14 protein-coding genes are annotated in these 16,376 nt (G+C 45.2%); 13 read left to right on the top strand and 1 reads right to left on the bottom strand.

Annotated features, from left to right (window positions below):
• The first annotated feature begins 517 nt into the window (after positions 1 to 517).
• On the top strand, positions 518 to 2,842 hold the full coding sequence (gene pbpC, locus AXF12_RS00280; RefSeq protein ID WP_066431629.1) for a penicillin-binding protein 1C: 2,325 nt from the start codon (positions 518 to 520) through the stop codon (positions 2,840 to 2,842).
• A gap of 118 nt (positions 2,843 to 2,960) precedes the next feature.
• Here the strand turns inward: pbpC and trpB are convergent, their stop codons facing one another.
• Positions 2,961 to 4,139 (bottom strand): tryptophan synthase subunit beta, encoded by a 1,179-nt coding sequence (gene trpB / locus AXF12_RS00275; protein ID WP_066427543.1) that lies wholly within the window; start codon positions 4,137 to 4,139, stop codon positions 2,961 to 2,963.
• 819 nt (positions 4,140 to 4,958) lie between these two features.
• Between trpB and AXF12_RS00270 the strand changes: the two genes are divergently transcribed.
• The 12 genes from AXF12_RS00270 (at position 4,959) to AXF12_RS00215 (ending at position 16,375) form a co-directional block, all read left to right on the top strand.
• On the top strand, positions 4,959 to 5,747 hold the full coding sequence (locus AXF12_RS00270; RefSeq protein WP_066431621.1) for an acid phosphatase: 789 nt from the start codon (positions 4,959 to 4,961) through the stop codon (positions 5,745 to 5,747).
• Between the two features lie 21 nt (positions 5,748 to 5,768).
• Positions 5,769 to 6,977 (top strand): OprO/OprP family phosphate-selective porin, encoded by a 1,209-nt coding sequence (locus tag AXF12_RS00265; RefSeq protein ID WP_066427541.1) that lies wholly within the window; start codon positions 5,769 to 5,771, stop codon positions 6,975 to 6,977.
• An 82-nt stretch (positions 6,978 to 7,059) separates the two neighbouring features.
• Entirely contained in the window at positions 7,060 to 8,352 is a 1,293-nt protein-coding gene (locus AXF12_RS00260) for a histidine-type phosphatase (protein ID WP_066427539.1), read from the top strand.
• Between the two features lie 170 nt (positions 8,353 to 8,522).
• A complete protein-coding gene (locus tag AXF12_RS00255) occupies positions 8,523 to 8,867 on the top strand; it encodes a hypothetical protein (protein WP_066427537.1) in 345 nt (114 codons plus the stop codon).
• A 126-nt stretch (positions 8,868 to 8,993) separates the two neighbouring features.
• Complete coding sequence (locus tag AXF12_RS00250) at positions 8,994 to 9,680, top strand: SHOCT domain-containing protein (RefSeq protein WP_066427536.1); 687 nt, start codon at positions 8,994 to 8,996, stop codon at positions 9,678 to 9,680.
• A 43-nt stretch (positions 9,681 to 9,723) separates the two neighbouring features.
• Positions 9,724 to 10,527: a hypothetical protein gene (locus AXF12_RS00245; RefSeq protein WP_066427534.1), complete on the top strand. Its 804-nt coding sequence runs from the start codon at positions 9,724 to 9,726 to the stop codon at positions 10,525 to 10,527.
• A gap of 3 nt (positions 10,528 to 10,530) precedes the next feature.
• Positions 10,531 to 11,610: a DNA replication/repair protein RecF gene (recF, locus tag AXF12_RS00240; protein WP_066427532.1), complete on the top strand. Its 1,080-nt coding sequence runs from the start codon at positions 10,531 to 10,533 to the stop codon at positions 11,608 to 11,610.
• Between the two features lie 111 nt (positions 11,611 to 11,721).
• Positions 11,722 to 12,036 carry a hypothetical protein gene (locus AXF12_RS00235; RefSeq protein ID WP_066427530.1) on the top strand — a complete coding sequence of 105 codons (315 nt, stop codon included), beginning with the start codon at positions 11,722 to 11,724 and terminating at the stop codon, positions 12,034 to 12,036.
• Between the two features lie 186 nt (positions 12,037 to 12,222).
• Positions 12,223 to 14,745 carry an O-antigen ligase family protein gene (locus tag AXF12_RS00230; RefSeq protein ID WP_066431618.1) on the top strand — a complete coding sequence of 841 codons (2,523 nt, stop codon included), beginning with the start codon at positions 12,223 to 12,225 and terminating at the stop codon, positions 14,743 to 14,745.
• Positions 14,746 to 14,766: 21 nt separating this feature from the next.
• Positions 14,767 to 15,312 (top strand): bifunctional pyr operon transcriptional regulator/uracil phosphoribosyltransferase PyrR, encoded by a 546-nt coding sequence (pyrR, locus tag AXF12_RS00225; RefSeq protein ID WP_066427529.1) that lies wholly within the window; start codon positions 14,767 to 14,769, stop codon positions 15,310 to 15,312.
• A 3-nt stretch (positions 15,313 to 15,315) separates the two neighbouring features.
• Positions 15,316 to 15,996 carry a hypothetical protein gene (locus AXF12_RS00220; protein ID WP_066427527.1) on the top strand — a complete coding sequence of 227 codons (681 nt, stop codon included), beginning with the start codon at positions 15,316 to 15,318 and terminating at the stop codon, positions 15,994 to 15,996.
• A gap of 22 nt (positions 15,997 to 16,018) precedes the next feature.
• The gene (locus tag AXF12_RS00215; protein ID WP_066427525.1) at positions 16,019 to 16,375 is read left to right on the top strand and encodes an SPOR domain-containing protein; all 357 of its coding nucleotides are present in this window, start codon (positions 16,019 to 16,021) and stop codon (positions 16,373 to 16,375) included.
• Position 16,376: the final 1 nt, after the last annotated feature.

Raw genomic sequence — 16,376 nt, 5'->3', positions numbered from 1 at the left:
CACTTAGATTACCTATAAGCAAACAAAAAAAAGTACCAAGAGTATATATCCTAAATTTCATATTTCAAAAATGATGTTTTTATAGAGGGGCGACAAAGATAGAAAATAATTATCAACTTGACAAAACTTTATGACGAAAAATGCAAAAAAGTTTTCTATCCTTTGAAGGATAATAAAATCTTATTATTTCTAAGAAGCTCATATTTATATAATTACAATCGTTGTCAATCGTTTTACGAAAGCAAACAAAATCACCACGCCTTAAAGAAAAAAATACTATCAAAGCCACAACGAACCTTCTACGGATACCCTACGGATCGCTATCGGATATATCCTGAGAAAAAATCACTTTCTGAAAACCTCCGTTAAGGGTAGAAAGCAGTAAAATATTGTTTCATTTGGCGATCCCATAAAATAACCGTACTTTTGCCCCGTGAAACCACTACGCCTACATATCACCCGCCTATGGCAATACTCTCGAAAGAGAGCAGTAACAGCCTTCCGTTGGGGGAAAGCAATGGTAAAGAAGCACCCTATCAAGAGCGGCATTGCACTGCTTTTGATAGGGTGGTACTATTTCTGCCTGCCGCGACAGCTCTTCCCTGAGCAATACGCCACCGTGCTTGAGAGTGCTGAGGGCAAGCTCTTAGCTGCTAAGATAGCCCCTGATGAGCAATGGCGTTTCCCAGAGGTGGATAGTGTGCCTTACCGCTTTAAGATGTCAGTGCTCTATTTTGAAGATGAATATTTTAAGTATCATTGGGGGGTCAATCCCGTATCGGTAAGCAAGGCACTATGGCGTAATATAAAGAGTGGCAAGGTAGAGCGCGGTGGCAGTACCCTCACACAGCAGGTTGTCCGTATTGCCCGTGAGCACCAGCAGCGCACTTATGCCGAGAAGCTCATTGAGATGATCTGGGCAACGCGCTTAGAGTTCCGCTACTCCAAGGAAAGCATCTTAAAGCTCTACGCTTCGCACGCACCTTTTGGGGGAAACGTCATCGGGCTGGAAATGGCAGCTTGGCGTTACTTTGGGGTTGCCCCACACCAGCTTTCGTGGAGTGAGTGTGCCACCTTGGCAGTGCTTCCCAATGCCCCAAGCCTTATCTTCCCTGGTAAGAACCAAGAGCGGCTCCGTGAGAAGCGCGACCGCCTGCTCAAAAAGCTCTTCACAGCAAAGGTCATCGATGAGGAAACCTACCGCTTAGCCCTTACAGAGCCTTTACCTCAGAAGCCACACAGCATTCCACAGATAGCACCACACTTGCTCACTTATGCCGCTAAGAAGCACGCAGGCGAGCGCATTCGCAGTACAGTGCCGCTGGCGTTGCAGGAAAAGGTAAACCAAGTGGTAGCGGGCTATTACACCCATTACTCTCAAAGCGAAGTTTACAATATGGCGGCATTAGTTATTGATGTGAAGACGCGCAAGGTGCTCGCCTATGTGGGCAATACCCCCACCGATAACGAGCACCAGAATGCAGTGGACATTGTGCACGCTCCACGTAGTACGGGCAGTGTGCTCAAGCCTTTGCTCTACGCAGCGATGCTCCACGAGGGTGAATTGCTGCCTACACAACTCCTGCCCGATGTGCCCACACAGATAGGCGGCTATTCCCCACAGAACTTCTCCAATACCTTTGAAGGGGCGGTACCTGCCAATGTAGCCTTGGCAAAGTCGCTCAATATTCCCTTTGTATGGCTATTAAAGCAGTATGGCACTTACCGCTTTTATGATATATTACAACAGCTACAACTCAAAGACATCAACAAGCACCCCGACCATTATGGGCTTTCGATTATCCTCGGTGGGGCAGAGAGCAACCTTTGGGATTTGGCACAGGCGTATACCAACCTCGCTTCTGAACTCAATGAGTTTGCCCGCAGACAGGTGTATCGCACTGAGGAGTTTCAGCACCTGCAATACAACGCTATGGCAAAGCCTCTCACTTTTGGTAGTGATACCCGCAAAATGCCGATGCTACGCGCGGGGGCACTCTACGAGATGTTCGATGCGATGAAGGAGGTAAACCGTCCCTCGACTGATGTGGCGTGGCGTTATTATGAGTCCTCACGGAAGATAGCGTGGAAAACAGGCACCAGCTTTGGCAATAAAGATGCGTGGGCTATTGGTGCCACCCCTGAGTACGTGGTAGCCGTATGGGTAGGCAATGCCACAGGCGAGGGGCGCCCAACGCTCACAGGGGCTTCGTATGCTGCTCCTGTGCTCTTCAGCATCTTTGGGGCACTGCCACCAACCACCTGGTTTGCCAAGCCTTATGATGATATGCGTGAGGTAACCGTGTGTGCCGATTCAGGCTTCTTAACCAAAGAAGGCTGTCCGCAAAAGGCAATCCTCACCACCTTAGCCACCAAGGAAGTAGGGCAATGCCCCTACCATAAGATAGTGCACTTAGATGCCTCTGGTCATTACCAAGTAAATGCCGCCTGTGAGCCTGCGGATAAGATTGTAAGTAAGGAGTGGTTTGTGTTGCCCCCTGTGATGGAGTGGTACTACAAGCAGCAGCACATCAACTACTTGCCTCTGCCCCCTACCCGTGAGGATTGTAGGGCAGCCGAGGGTTTGCGCTCATTGGATTTCGTCTACCCCAAGCATCAAGGCATCATTTACACCACTAAGGATTTCGGAGGTAAAGAGCAGCCCTTTATAGCCAAAGCTGCCAACCGCACGGGACAAGTGTTCTGGTACTTAGATGCTACTTACTTAGGCAGCACCGATACCTTCCACGAGATGCAGGTCTTCGCCACTAAGGGTAAGCACATACTGCGCATCCTCAATGAGCAGGGTGATGAACGTGCCATAGAGATATTAGTACAGTAATCAGAGGTCAGGGGTCAGAAAAAAGAGGTCAGAAAGTGAATACACTTCCTGACCTCTTAATGAGGTGTGACTAAGCTTGTACCTGCTCACTGTTCTCTCATTTCTGCTTCCTGACCTCTTAAATATACTTCATATAGGTCTCCATATCCTTATCACCACGACCACTGACGTTGATAACTACCACTTCATCCTTACCAAACTTGTGTTTCTTTAAGCCTGCCAATGCGTGTGAACTCTCTAAGGCAGGGATAATACCCTCTAATTTTGAGAGTTCAAAGGCTGCAGCAAGGGCTTCGCTATCGGTAGCGTTGTAGAAGATAACCCGCTTTTCCTTAGCGAGGTGGGCAAAGGCTGGACCTACCCCTGGGTAATCCAAGCCTGCAGAGATGCTATATGGCTCGCGCACATTGCCCTCAGCGTCTTGCATTACGATGGTCTTAAAGCCGTGTAGCATTCCTTCTTTACCGATGGTGATAGTCGCGGCTGTCTGGTCGGTATCAGCTCCTAAGCCACCGCCTTCCACCGCGATGAGTTTTACTTTCTCATCATCAAGGAAGTGGTAAAACGCCCCTATCGCATTGCTACCACCACCCACGCAAGCCATTACGTAGTCAGGAGTTTCTTTGCCTATCTTCTCTTTGAGTTGCGCACGTATCTCCTTGGAAATCACACTCTGGAAGCGCGCCACAATGTCTGGATAAGGGTGAGGGCCTACGGCACTGCCTATCAAGAAGTAAGTACTCTCGTGGTCGGCAACCCAAGAGGCAAATGCCTCGTTCACAGCATCGGTGAGCGTACGTCCACCTGAAGTGGCTGCCACTACCTCAGCTCCGAGCATCTTCATACGCGCCACGTTCAGTGCCTGACGCTGGGTGTCCAACTTGCCCATATAGATACAGCACTCCAAACCCAGCAGTGCGCAAGCGGTAGCCGTAGCCACCCCGTGTTGCCCTGCGCCCGTCTCTGCAATCACGCGCGTCTTGCCCATACGCTTCGCCAAGAGGGCTTGCCCCAGCGCATTGTTGAGCTTATGTGCCCCCGTGTGGTTGAGGTCTTCACGCTTTAAGTAAATATGCGTACCGTACTTCTTGCTGAGGTTCTCTGCATAGAAGAGCGGCGTAGCGCGCCCTACATAGTCGCGCAAGAGCTGCTGATACTCCTTTTGAAAGTCCTCACTTTCGATAATTGATACATACGATTGCGCTAACTCATTGATGTTAGCACGCAATGCGTCGGGCACAAATGCCCCGCCAAACTCGCCATAATAACCATTGGCATCTACTTGATAATTTTTCATTTTCTTTTATATTTAGAGGCTAAGGAGTAGGGAGAGGGGATTCGTTTCCGCTCCGTTATCGCTTCGCCCGAGTTAATTACTTTGTTAGAGATCAGGGGTCAGAGATCAGTACTGTGAATGATGCATTATACATTAAATAAAAACGCTCTGCCGCAAGTGCGACAGAGCGTTTTGTTATCTTCAGTATATACAAAAGCACTGCTTCCCTTACGGATTGTTGCGTAAGAGTAAGCGCCACCAGCTATTTGTATATAAGTTTGTCATTTCTATGATGAATTACAGCGGCAAAGGTACGACTTATTTTTTAATCTGAAAGTTTTTTAGAAAGTTTTTTTATCTAAGAAAGTAAATGTTTATATAGAAAATTGTAAGTCAGTGTTTTGTGATAGTAGTTTTTTGTGTAGAAATAAATATAATAGGTGAATAATTGATAGTAGTGAGGAGAGAGGTTGTATCTGAGAGTAGTTTGCATAGAAGAATAGGGTGTGATATTTTGTTTTTATAAACATATTTTTATGAAAGAGTGAAATAAGTAAATTGAAATATCATTTTGAGGTAAAATAGTTTTTTTTGCTGCAATATTTATTTTGATTTTCTCTTATTGATGTTTAATACCCATATTTTGTTAATTAATGCTATGGTAAAATTTTCGTATGTTTATTTTTTAAGAAAAATTTTTGAATAAAAATTTGGAGCTTTTCTGATAAAAGTGTACCTTTGTGCTATCATTTTTAGAAGAACTTTTTCCTTTTATCTGGGAAAATAAAAGGAGGAGTATAGTAAATAGGTTTAACATTTTAACAACTTGAAAAAATGAAAATGAGTAAAAAAAACATTTTGTTGGGCTTAGCACTCTCATTGCTAAGCTTGGGAGCTTTTGCTCAGGAAAAGATTAAAGACGTAAGAACCAAGCCCGACTTGTACTTCTTACAGATTGATGATGTGGCAAACAGCCTTTATTTATTGCCACCGCCACCAGCGCCAGGTAGCATTATCTTCCTCAACGATGAGGCTCAATATCAGTGGGGAAAGATGCAGCGCAATACCCCTCGTGGTACACAAGCCTTTCACGATGCACGTGTAGAGGCTGATGGGGTGCCTAACGCTTTCTCAGAAGCCTTTGGAGTAAAGATTTCTAAGGCTACCACTCCTGAGATCTACAAGCTCGTGGTAAATATGCGTGAGGATGCGGGCGACTTAGCAACACGTGCTGCTAAAAAACACTATATGCGCGTGCGTCCGTTCTCTTTCTACAACGAAGAAACTTGCAATCCAGAGCAACAAAAAGAGCTTTCTACTAATGGATCCTATCCATCAGGGCATACAGCCATTGGTTGGGCAACGGCTTTGGTGCTGGCTGAAATCAATGTAGATCGCCAGAATGAAATCTTAAAACGCGGTTATGAAATGGGACAAAGCCGTGTGATCTGCGGTTATCACTTCCAAAGTGATGTAGATGCAGCACGCGTGATCTCAAGTGCAGTAGTAGCACGCCTTCACGCCAACGAGAACTTTATGAAGCAGCTCGAGAAAGCTAAGAAAGAGTTTGCTAAGCTCGTAAAAGAAGGTAAAGTAGCTAAGAGCACTTTTGATAAGAATATGAAGTAGAACTAAAATCCAAGAGATATTATGAAAAAGTATATGTATATGTCGGCTTTATTGATGCTGACAGGGGCGATGTATGCTCAAGAAGTGCCACAAGAAACACTACCTACTCCTCCACAAGAGGAACCTAAACCAATGCCAGAACCAGAAGAGCCTAAGCTCAGTGTAAAGCCTATTGGGCGTGTGCTGTTGGACGCAGGGGTATTCAGTGCTGATAAAGAAGATTTGGATAATCAACTCAACGATGGTTTTGCTATTCCTGATGCACGTGCAGGTGTTTCAGCTAAGTACGGCGATTGGTCGGCTAAGGTGGATGTAGGGTTTGCCTTAGGGAAGGTAGGTTTGAAGGATATCTTTATTCAAAAGAAGTTTGGAGAGCACAGCCTGCTACGTATGGGATACTTTGTGCACCAATTTGGTTTGCAGAGTGCTACCAGCTCTTCATTCAAGATTTCGATGGAAGAGCCTATGAGCCAAGGCATCTTTGGGACACCTCGTTTGTTAGGGGCTATGTTTGTGTACGATAACAACGACTTTTTAGGAACCTTTAGTTATTTCTCAGAAACAGAGGCAATGAAGCAATCTTCTGATAAAACAGGTAATCAAGGGGTAGGCGCTCTGACGCGTTTGGTATACCGACCACTACGTGAACCAGGAAAGATATTCCACGTAGGGATGTCAGGAGCTATAGAATCACCACGATATAATAAGGTTGCTACTGAGAATCACAAATCGTTTGAGTTTGGTGTAAACTTTCCTACCCGTATTGCTAAGGTAGATGCGATCCATATCTTGGTGCCTAATGCGAAGAACTTGATCCGCCTTACTCCTGAACTTACAGCAGCCAAAGGCAGATTGGGTATTGAAGCACAGTATTACTATATGCAAGTGGCTCGTAACAATGGAATGAAGGATTTTCACGCTAGTGGTGCTTACTGCTCATTGCGCGGACTTCTACGAGGGGATGACTATACTTACACTCACGTGGATAGTGGTATTGATACCCCAAGCCCAGGAGCTATGGAGTTAGTGCTCGGCTATAACTATACCGACCTCTCAGATAGCAAAGCAGACTTACTTGGGGGTCGCACTAACGACTATTCACTTACCTACAACTACTATATCAATAAGTATATGATATGGAGGGTAAGAGCATCATATACAACAGCAGGCTACGGCCCCGTGGATGCTAATGTAGCGATGTTAGAAACACGTTTACAAATTAAGTTTTAAGAAATAGAAGACAGAGAACGGGGGTCAGCAACCAGTATGCTGACCTGCTGTTCCTGACTTATGATTCCTAAAAAAAACAATTATGAAACTAAGAAATATATTTTACAGTTTGCTGCTGGTAGTAGCAGTATTAGCCTCTGGAGTGATGAACGCACAAGTGAAGCGTTCGCAGGCGTTTAAAGATCAATACAAATTAAAAGAAGTGGTGATACTCAGTCGCCACAGTATCCGCTCACCACTCTCTACTAATGGGAGTACACTCAGCAAGATGAGTACCCACCAATGGACTAACTGGACCTCAGCACCGAGTGAATTGACACTACGTGGAGGTGTGTTGGAGACGATGATGGGGCAGTATTTCCGCAAGTGGGTGATCAGCGAGGGGCTTTTCCCCGAAAACTACGTGCCTACTTCCGATGAGGTGAACATCTATGCCAATAGTATGCAGCGTACCATCGCTACAGCGGAGTACTTTTCATCAGCCTTTATGCCTATGGCAGGGCTCAGGGTAAATCACCGCTTTTCGCCTAGCAAGATGGACCCCGTGTTCTTTCCACGCCTTACCAAGGTAACCGATAGTTTCAAAAAAGAAGCTATGGAGCAAATCAATGCTATGGGAGGTAAGAAAGGTATTGTAGGCATCAATGAGGGCTTGAAACCTAGTTACGACATCATCGCTAAGGTGCTCGACTTAAAGGATTCACCCGCTTGTAAGGAAGGTATTGCTTGTGCATTTAATGACTACAATACCCAGATATTGCTCGAAGTAGGTGAGGAGCCAAGAATGAAAGGCTCATTGAAGTTAGCAAACTCAGCTTCCGATGCGTTTATCTTGCAATATTACGAAGAACCTGATGCGCTAAAAGCCGCTTTTGGCAAGAAACTCACTATCAAGGATTGGGAGAACATTGCTAAGGTAAAAGATGTGTATGGCGATGTGCTTTTCACAGCTCCTGTAGTAGCAGTAAATGTAGCCCACCCGCTATTGGTGTATATGAACGATGAGCTCAATGCAAAGGCGCGTAAGTTTACCTTTCTTTGTGGGCACGACTCTAACATTGCCAGCGTAGATGCTGCCCTTGGGGTTGAGGAGTACACCCTGCCTAACACCATCGAAAAGAAAACTCCTATCGGTTGTAAGTTAGTATTTGAGAAATGGGCAGATAAGAGTGGTAAGGAATTTGTTGGGGTAAACTTGGTGTACCAAACCACCGATCAGTTGCGTCATTTGAATACGCTGACCCTTGAGAATCCGCCAATGGTATTCCCATTGAAGTTAAAGGGTTTGCAAGCCAATGCCGATGGACTTTATAAAGCAGAGGACATCAATGCCCGCTTTGTAGAAGCCATCAGAGCTTACGAGGCAATAAAATAAGTGATCAATGATTACTGTTGTTTTAAATAATTTATTTTAGAGGACAAGTCCTTTGGAGCTACGGTTTCAGAGGACTTGTTCATTTTGTTAATATAGAAAATAAATCCGTGTGTTTGTTGTTTAGAACTTATTTTATGAGTACTTTTGCCGTGTGGTAAATAGTTTTGTGTATGGATGTAGATTATTTTTCTTCTGAGCAGAAACCTTTTGTATCTTTTGAAGAGCAAGAACAGCCTAATCCTAACAATGTGTTTGGGGTGGTGGGCTTTGTACTCTCAATAATGTTGCTGCCTATCTCAATGGTACTTGGAATACTCTCTACTGTGGGTATAGAGGGGGATGCAGTTGATATGGCAGGCGGTATCATCGTTTTAATCTGTTGGTTTTTAGGGACTATTTTTTCGTCAATAGGGCTAAGCAAACAACCGCGAACTTTAGCTGTTGTAGGTTTATGTTTTAGTGTGTTGATGTTTGTTGTAATCATCCTTGTGAGCATATTTTCAGAGCATATTTGATGGGATAAGTATGGGCTATCTTTACCCTTCTTTTTGTAGAGGAGAAGTAAAATAATTTGCCGATTTCTTGTGTAGGTATAAATATTGTACTACTTTTGCCAAATAGTTTTTGAAATTTCTTAAGTTATGAATGACACACAGATGAATGATAAGCAAGTATTGGTGCTCTCTGAGAAGCACTGGATTTCGTATGTTTTGCCTGCTTTGGCAGTGATCGTAGCGCTTTATTTACTATTTTTAGGCAAGTATTGGTGGATACTTTCTTGTATTCTGCTCGGTTATGCGGTATGGAGCTACTTCGTATCGCGCTCGGTTTCATTGACGCTCACTGATAAGGAGCTCATTATTAAAAGTGGTGTGCTACCTTGGAACAGAACTTATTTTAACATTCCTGTTTACGATATATATGAGGCTTTTTATGAGAAAGGAATGATATCATACCTCTTGGGTTATGGTACGGTCTCTATCAGGCGTACAGATGGAGTGAGCACAGCCTTTTCGTATACCTATATGACTCGCTACAACGATATGGTAGGGCAGATCAACGCCCTTATACGCCAAGAGAAAGAAGCGCTTCGCAATGCTGAAGTGGCTCGTGCTGAGGCAGTACGCCTCGAAGCAGAACGCAATGCTGAAGCCGCACGCAACGCCGAAGTGGCTCGTGCTGCTGAGGCTAATAGGCAGACAGTTACTAACGCCAATACTTTCTCAGTTGCTGATGAGATCTCAAAACTCAATAGCCTTAAATTGCGAGGGCTCATCACCGAAGAGGAGTTTCAACAGCAGAAGCAACGATTGATGCAGAACGCTTAAATTTCTTTTTCCTCTTTCATATATAGATAGAATCAATACTTTAATGAAAAATACAAGTTTTATTTTTGCTGTTGTATGGGCTGTGCTGGCTTTGTGCACTACTTCGTGCGAGAAGTCTGCCGATAATGGTTTTGACCTTCGCTTGGAAAAGGCGGGAGTGAATGTGTCTTTGAATGCCACTGAGACGGTGAGGATACTTTCGGGTAATGGAGGCTATCGCATTAAGATGGACGATAAGTACAAGCAGTATGTTGAGGCAACTATCAGTGGCACTACCGTAGTGCTTGAGGGCAAGGCAGAGGGTGAAGCCATTCTTTTTGTGTATGATGCCATTGGCAAAAGTGCTAAGTTGCAAGCTGTAGTGCAGAAGAATGAACTACGCCTCTCGAAGACTGAGGTGCGCTTTACGGCTACAGGCACAACGGCTACGGTAGAGATTTCAGGCGGCACCGAAAGCTATACGGTTAGCACTTCCGATGCTACAGTGGCGCAGGCAACGGTAAGCGGCAGTACGGTGAGCTTAACAGCTTTGAAGTGGGGTACAGCTACGGTTACCGTAACAGACGTGCACACAGCACAACAGCAGACCATCGCCGTTACGGTGCAGGAGGAAACGCTTACTTTTAGCCTTCCAGCGGTTGAATTAGCCGTAGGGGCTACGCAAACGCTTACCATCACGTCGGGCACTGCGAGCTACACCCTTAGTGGTTTTGATAGAGGGGTAGCAACAGCAACGGTTTCGGGTACGGTTATCAGCATCACCGGGGTTGCCACGGGCACCACTACCCTTACGGTTACCGACAGCAAAAAGGTGAAAGGTGACGTGCCTATAACGATTAAGGAATAAGCGATGCTACTTAAGAGGTTATCGGTGGTCAATTACAAGAATATCCCTTCAAAAACCTTTGACTTTAAAGCAAATGTGAACTGCTTTGTGGGTGATAATGGAGTGGGAAAGACCAATCTGTTAGATGCTATTTATCACTTGGGGATGGGCAAGAGTTATTTTCAGCCTTCGGCAGTGGCAAATGTGCGTCACGGTGAGGATTTTTACTTGATTGAGGGGCAGTTTGAGCGGGGGGAGCGCGCTGAGCAGATTGTTTGCAGTCTTAAAAAAGGGCAGAAGAAGGTGCTTAAGTGCAATGGCAAGGCTTATGAGCGGCTGGCTGACCACGTAGGCAAATACCCAATGGTGATCATCTCGCCCTCGGATAGGGATTTGATTACCGAAGGCAGCGAGACGCGGCGGAAGTTTTTGGACAGTGTGATTTCGCAGTTTGATGCGCATTACTTAGCCCATTTGCTGCGCTATAATCGGGTGCTCTTGCAGCGCAATACCCTTTTGAAGCAATGGGCTGAGGGGGGCTTTGTCGATAGTTCGACCTTGCAGATCTACGATGGGCAGCTTGCTGAGGCAGGGCAGGCAATCTACGAGCGGCGAAGTGCCTTTATGGAGGCTTTCCTGCCTGTATTCATCGATCAGTACAATTACATTTCAGGCACGAAGGAGCGTGTAGCCCTGCGTTACGAGAGTCAGCTGCATACAGCTGCTTTGGCAGACCTTCTGCAAGGACATATCACCAAGGATAGGGCAGCACAGTACACCACTGTGGGCACGCATAAGGACGACTTGCTCTTTGAGATAGAAGGCTACCCAATGAAGCGCTATGGCAGTCAAGGGCAACAGAAGTCGTTTTTGGTGGCGTTGAAGCTCTCGCAGTTTGAGATGCTCAAGCGCGAGGTAGGTGTGGTGCCCATTGTGCTTTTAGACGATATTTTCGATAAGCTCGACGACAGCCGTGTAGCACAATTGGTGCAATTAGTTACTCAGCAGCATTTCGGGCAGCTCTTCATCACCGACACGCATTACGAACGCACCGAAGAGGTGGTACGGCGCACAGGTTTGCCCTACGAAATGTTTAATATATAATTTTTTTTGTGTAAAAAATATTTGCTATGTTATTTTTTATTTGTACTTTTGCTGTGTGGTACACTTTGATGTGTGTAAATATAGAAGTTTAATTTATAAAATGTTTTACGTATGAGTACAGAAGAAACTCAAAATCAGAATCAGCCTATTTACGTGGTAAAGGCTCAGTCAAACGGAATTGGTACAGCAGGTTTTGTAATCTCATTAGTAAATGTGCTTTTGGGATTTATACCGTTTATAAATTTCCTTTGTTTTGTACTTTGGCCATTAGGGCTGGTTTTCTCCATTGTAGGGTTATTTAAACAACCAAAGGGGCTAGCGATTGCAGGCTTAGTGATTAGTTTGTTTTTCATTATTATAGGCTTGCTTTTCCTTGGTTTTCTTGGGATTACAGCAGCTGCCTCATCAAGCACTACTACTATGTAATGGTGTTTTTACTAATTTATCATATAAGAGCTGTCTGACAACTCAGGCAGCTCTTTTTTATTATCTTGATTTTTAGTGTGTTGTATATTTTTATAAGTTTTTTATAAGGAAGGATACTTGTATGTAAGTATTTTTTATTACTTTTGCCTGATTAAATGGCTTATTGATAAAAACTACAATTCATATATGAAGACGAAGCATAACAAGCAAAACACAACTTCGCAGCCAGCAAGTGCTACTACCCAAGGTGTTGCTGAAACAAAGACAAACCCCCAACTCAATTTATTGGTGAGTGTGCTGCTGATCGCCTATGGCTATGTAACGGTGCTTACACCCAATTGGATGGCGTTTGACTCTAACGCTACAAAGTTCTATACCTTTGCGATATTGAACTTGGTGGTTGCTGCATTAGTATTTGGTATCAAGGATTTTAGGGAACGCACCCACGTGCTGTTTGGCTTTTTCAGCAATAAGATAGGGATTGCCTACTCGGTAATAATGATTTTTGGGTTGCTATCGTTTGCCAAAGCTATTGATGTAGAAGAGGCCATCTTGCACTTCTTCAAGGTGTTTACGGCTTTTTCGGCGGCGTGGATGGTTTCAGCCTTGGTGATTTATAACCGCAAGAGCTTGGTACACTTGGCAGTGGCTATGGTGGTGCTGCTATGCTACGACTTTTTGGTGACAATGGGCGGTGTGAAGGACATCATCAAGGGCACAATGACCGACTATAACATCAAAGGGGGCTACTCGAATAAGAATATCTTAGCTTCGGCAATATTTATAAAGATTGCCTTTGCGTTGTGGTTGTTTTATTTTAAGAAGGGCAACCTGCGTATTGTAGGTGGTGTAGGGATTTTCGTCGGTACGCTGGCGGTGCTTTTTATGAGTACGCGTGCGTTCTATTTAGCGACATTCTTAACGCTGTTTATCCTGATCGTTTACGCTTTGCTTGATTATTTTATCTTCAAGCGCAAGGAAATTGGCAAAAACGTGATAATGCACTTAGTGTTGGCAGTGGTGGCTTTTGCAATTTTTAGTTTTGTGCAGAATTATCTCTATCCTGAGTCGGTGCGCGAAAGCAGTAGTTTCGGTGCGCGTTTGGCTTCGGTAGCGCAGCAGGAGAACACGAGTAATAATTTGCGTAAGACGGCGTGGACAATCACTGCGACGGATATGATCCCCAACAATCCTTTGCTTGGGGTGGGGATAGGCAACTGGAAGGTGCGGTTCTTGCAGTATGAAAACTCTTATAGTCCGCACTATATCTATATGTACAAGAACCACAACGACTTCTTAGAAATTCCTGCTGAGATGGGTATCCCTGCGGGGATTGCCTTTGTGGCAATATTCTTGCTGGCAGCGTACTATTTCTTGTGGTCGACCTATAAGAGGAAAGACCACAAGCTCGAAGAGTGGTTCTTCCTGCCGCTGTTTGGGCTGTTTGCTTATTCGTTTGATGCTTTCTTCAACTTTCCTCAGGATAGACCTGAAATACAGGCACTCTTTGGTATCTTTGTAGGGATTGCTGTGGGCTTAGCAGTGATTTACTATCAGCGGTCAGAGAACACGAAACAGGGAGCTGAGGGTAGAGATGAGCGTAAACCTGCTTTGGCAGTAGTAGGGATGGTAGGCTTGGTGGCTTTGGCGGCTTGCGTGCTGAATGTGATTGTGCAGCGTATGTACTTCGATTCGTCGAAGATACAGCGTATGGTCAAAGAGGAGCAACAAGGAGTGCGCCCAACAAAGTCGCCATCGGATTACTTGATAAAGAATTACCCTAAAATACCTAACCTGACGGCAGTGGCAGAGCCCGTAGATGTAGAGAAGGCGCGCTACCTGATCGACGAGAAGAAATTTGATGAGGCGCGTAAGATACTTTCCTCTATCAAGTACCACCCTTGGGATGCGCGTCCTGAGTATTTTATAGCGGTATCGTATTTTATGGAACCTGAAAAGAAGTTTGACAGTATCTACAAGTATGCCCATAAGGCGCGTATGATCAAGCCTAACTTTTACGGCAATACAAACTTGGAGACTTTTGCGCTCAACGGTATGGGTAAGGAGTTGGAGTCGATCAAGTTGCTTAAGGAGTTTTTAGGGTTGGCGAAGGATAGTGTTCAGCAGCCAGTACCTAAATGGAAGCAACATTTAAAGAATTGGTGGCATATAGACGTGGATAAGGCTTCACTTGCAGAGCGTAGGGGAGAGGCACAGGCTTGGAACTCTTTGGCGTATTTGCAGGAGAAAAATGGACTTATCAACGATGCGCGCACTACGTTGGACAGTGCTATCGTGTATTTGCCTGACAATAAGGATGTAGTGAACAATCACAATAAGATCGTTTCGCGTTTGCAAGTGGAGCAGTTTGCCCCGCTTTACACTGAGGCGATGCAGCTCTATATGCAGCGCAATTTTGCAGCGGCAATTCCTGCGTTGACGAAGTTCTTAGAGAAAGTACCCGCGCATATTGATGCACACAGATACCGCGCGATCAGTTATTACAGCACACAGCAATATCAGAAGGCTATTGTCGATATGGCAGAGATGGAGAGCTTGGGCGTGGAACTTGACGGGGTGATGAACAACTATCGCGCCTCGTGCTACTATATGCTCGGCGACCGTGCGAATGCGAAGGCTTTCTTTGAGAAGGCAGTAAGTCAAGGCAATGCGGATGCACAGAAGAACCTCAGCACGCTGCAATTCTAACTTTATAAGCATTTGTGAGTGATGGAAGGTTATAAGAAACAACTGCTCAGTGCGAAGGAGATCGATGTGATACTCCACCGCTTGGCGTGTGAGCTCATTGAGAACCACGGCGATTTTAGTCAGACGGTGTTTGTGGGTATTCAGCCACGAGGGACGTACTTGGCACAGCGTTTGGTACGATTATTGCAGGGTGATTATGGTGTGGCAGACGTACCGCTGGGGCTGTTAGACATCACCTTTTTCCGCGATGATTTCAGACGCAGTGCAAAGCCTTTGCAGGCAAATACTACAGCTATTGACTTTATTGTGGAAGACAAGAAGGTGGTTTTCATTGACGATGTGCTCTATACGGGGCGTAGTATACGCTCAGCACTGACAGCGATACAGTCTTTCGGGCGACCTTCGGAGATAGAGCTCTTAGTGCTCATCGACAGGCGATTTAGCCGACATCTGCCTATACAGCCTGACTATAAAGGACGACAGGTAGACGCTATCAATGAGGAGCGCGTAGTGGTGCATTGGCAAGAGACACAAGGCGAGGACGCTGTGTATGTAATAGATAAGTAAACGATGATAATAACGCTACTGATCGTATGTATCATGCTTAACGCTGTGCTGAAGCTCAGCTTCTGGAAGGTATGGCAGGTGGCAGTTTTTGCTGCTGTTGCCTTTGGCTTTGTATGGCTAATGGCTGACTACGCCTCTGAGCAGTCGGCAGTAACCTTAGCTGCAATGATGAGCGATAGCAAAGTGCTGAGCAATATCACCGTGCTGCTGACCATAGAGACGGCAGTGTGTATAGCATTTTGCTTTAGTGCGCTGCGTAAGCTCTTTAAGGGCGAGCCTAACAGGTGGGCACAGGTGCTGCAATGGTATCCTAATCTGTTGCTTTTCCCAACGCTGTTCTATGTGCTGACGCAGGCGATATTCAGCCAGGCGGGGGTAGCTTTTGATACCATAGCCTTAGTGGTAGGCGGGGCAGCGGTAGTAGTGCTCATCGGGGGTAGCTTCGCAATGGAAAAGTTATTGCCAGAGGAAGATATCCGTTTGGAGTTGCACTTCTTGATGAGCCTACTCATTACGCTCTTGGGGCTTATCAGTACCGCTAACGGACAGATCATCTATGTGCCTCACAGCGATCCTATTAACTTTAAAGTGCTGGGTGGGGTATTCTTATTCTTCTTATTACTGTTTTTAGTAGGCGTAGGGATTAATAAGATGTATTGGCGATTGCATAAAACAATTCATTAATAAAACAAGAAATACAGAAATAATGACACAGAAAGGATTGATAACAGGTATACTACTCCTCTTTTTTGCTGCGGTAGGCTATTCGCAGGTGACGTATAACCAAGGGGCAAATATTGCAGAGGCAATGGAGCTCAAGAAGGAAGTGGCTCGCAATGAAAGTGCTTACCAAGTGCAGATCTACAATGGCAATATTACGGAGGCAAATAAGGCTATCCTCGATGTTAAGAGCAAACTCAAGCAATATCCCGCGAGTCTATCGTTTGAGACACCTAACTACAAGGTGCGTGTAGGGAGCTTCCGCACACGTTTAGAAGCGGAGAAGAACCTTCCCACTATTAAGAGACTTTACCCAGCGGCTTTTGTAGTGGCAATAAAGTGAT

Origin of the sequence: Capnocytophaga haemolytica, from assembly GCF_001553545.1 — a bacterium.
Lineage (GTDB): Bacteria > Bacteroidota > Bacteroidia > Flavobacteriales > Flavobacteriaceae > Capnocytophaga > Capnocytophaga haemolytica.
The sequence above is the reverse complement of the archived record's forward strand: the minus strand, read 5'-3'. Positions and strand labels throughout refer to the sequence as shown.

Coding starts and splice junctions, on each gene's coding strand:
- pbpC (WP_066431629.1), top strand. CDS start 518: ATGGTAAAGAAGCACCCTATCAAGAGCGGCATTGCACTGCTTTTGATA.
- trpB (WP_066427543.1), bottom strand. CDS start 4,139: ATGAAAAATTATCAAGTAGATGCCAATGGTTATTATGGCGAGTTTGGC.
- AXF12_RS00270 (WP_066431621.1), top strand. CDS start 4,959: ATGAGTAAAAAAAACATTTTGTTGGGCTTAGCACTCTCATTGCTAAGC.
- AXF12_RS00265 (WP_066427541.1), top strand. CDS start 5,769: ATGAAAAAGTATATGTATATGTCGGCTTTATTGATGCTGACAGGGGCG.
- AXF12_RS00260 (WP_066427539.1), top strand. CDS start 7,060: ATGAAACTAAGAAATATATTTTACAGTTTGCTGCTGGTAGTAGCAGTA.
- AXF12_RS00255 (WP_066427537.1), top strand. CDS start 8,523: ATGGATGTAGATTATTTTTCTTCTGAGCAGAAACCTTTTGTATCTTTT.
- AXF12_RS00250 (WP_066427536.1), top strand. CDS start 8,994: ATGAATGACACACAGATGAATGATAAGCAAGTATTGGTGCTCTCTGAG.
- AXF12_RS00245 (WP_066427534.1), top strand. CDS start 9,724: ATGAAAAATACAAGTTTTATTTTTGCTGTTGTATGGGCTGTGCTGGCT.
- recF (WP_066427532.1), top strand. CDS start 10,531: ATGCTACTTAAGAGGTTATCGGTGGTCAATTACAAGAATATCCCTTCA.
- AXF12_RS00235 (WP_066427530.1), top strand. CDS start 11,722: ATGAGTACAGAAGAAACTCAAAATCAGAATCAGCCTATTTACGTGGTA.
- AXF12_RS00230 (WP_066431618.1), top strand. CDS start 12,223: ATGAAGACGAAGCATAACAAGCAAAACACAACTTCGCAGCCAGCAAGT.
- pyrR (WP_066427529.1), top strand. CDS start 14,767: ATGGAAGGTTATAAGAAACAACTGCTCAGTGCGAAGGAGATCGATGTG.
- AXF12_RS00220 (WP_066427527.1), top strand. CDS start 15,316: ATGATAATAACGCTACTGATCGTATGTATCATGCTTAACGCTGTGCTG.
- AXF12_RS00215 (WP_066427525.1), top strand. CDS start 16,019: ATGACACAGAAAGGATTGATAACAGGTATACTACTCCTCTTTTTTGCT.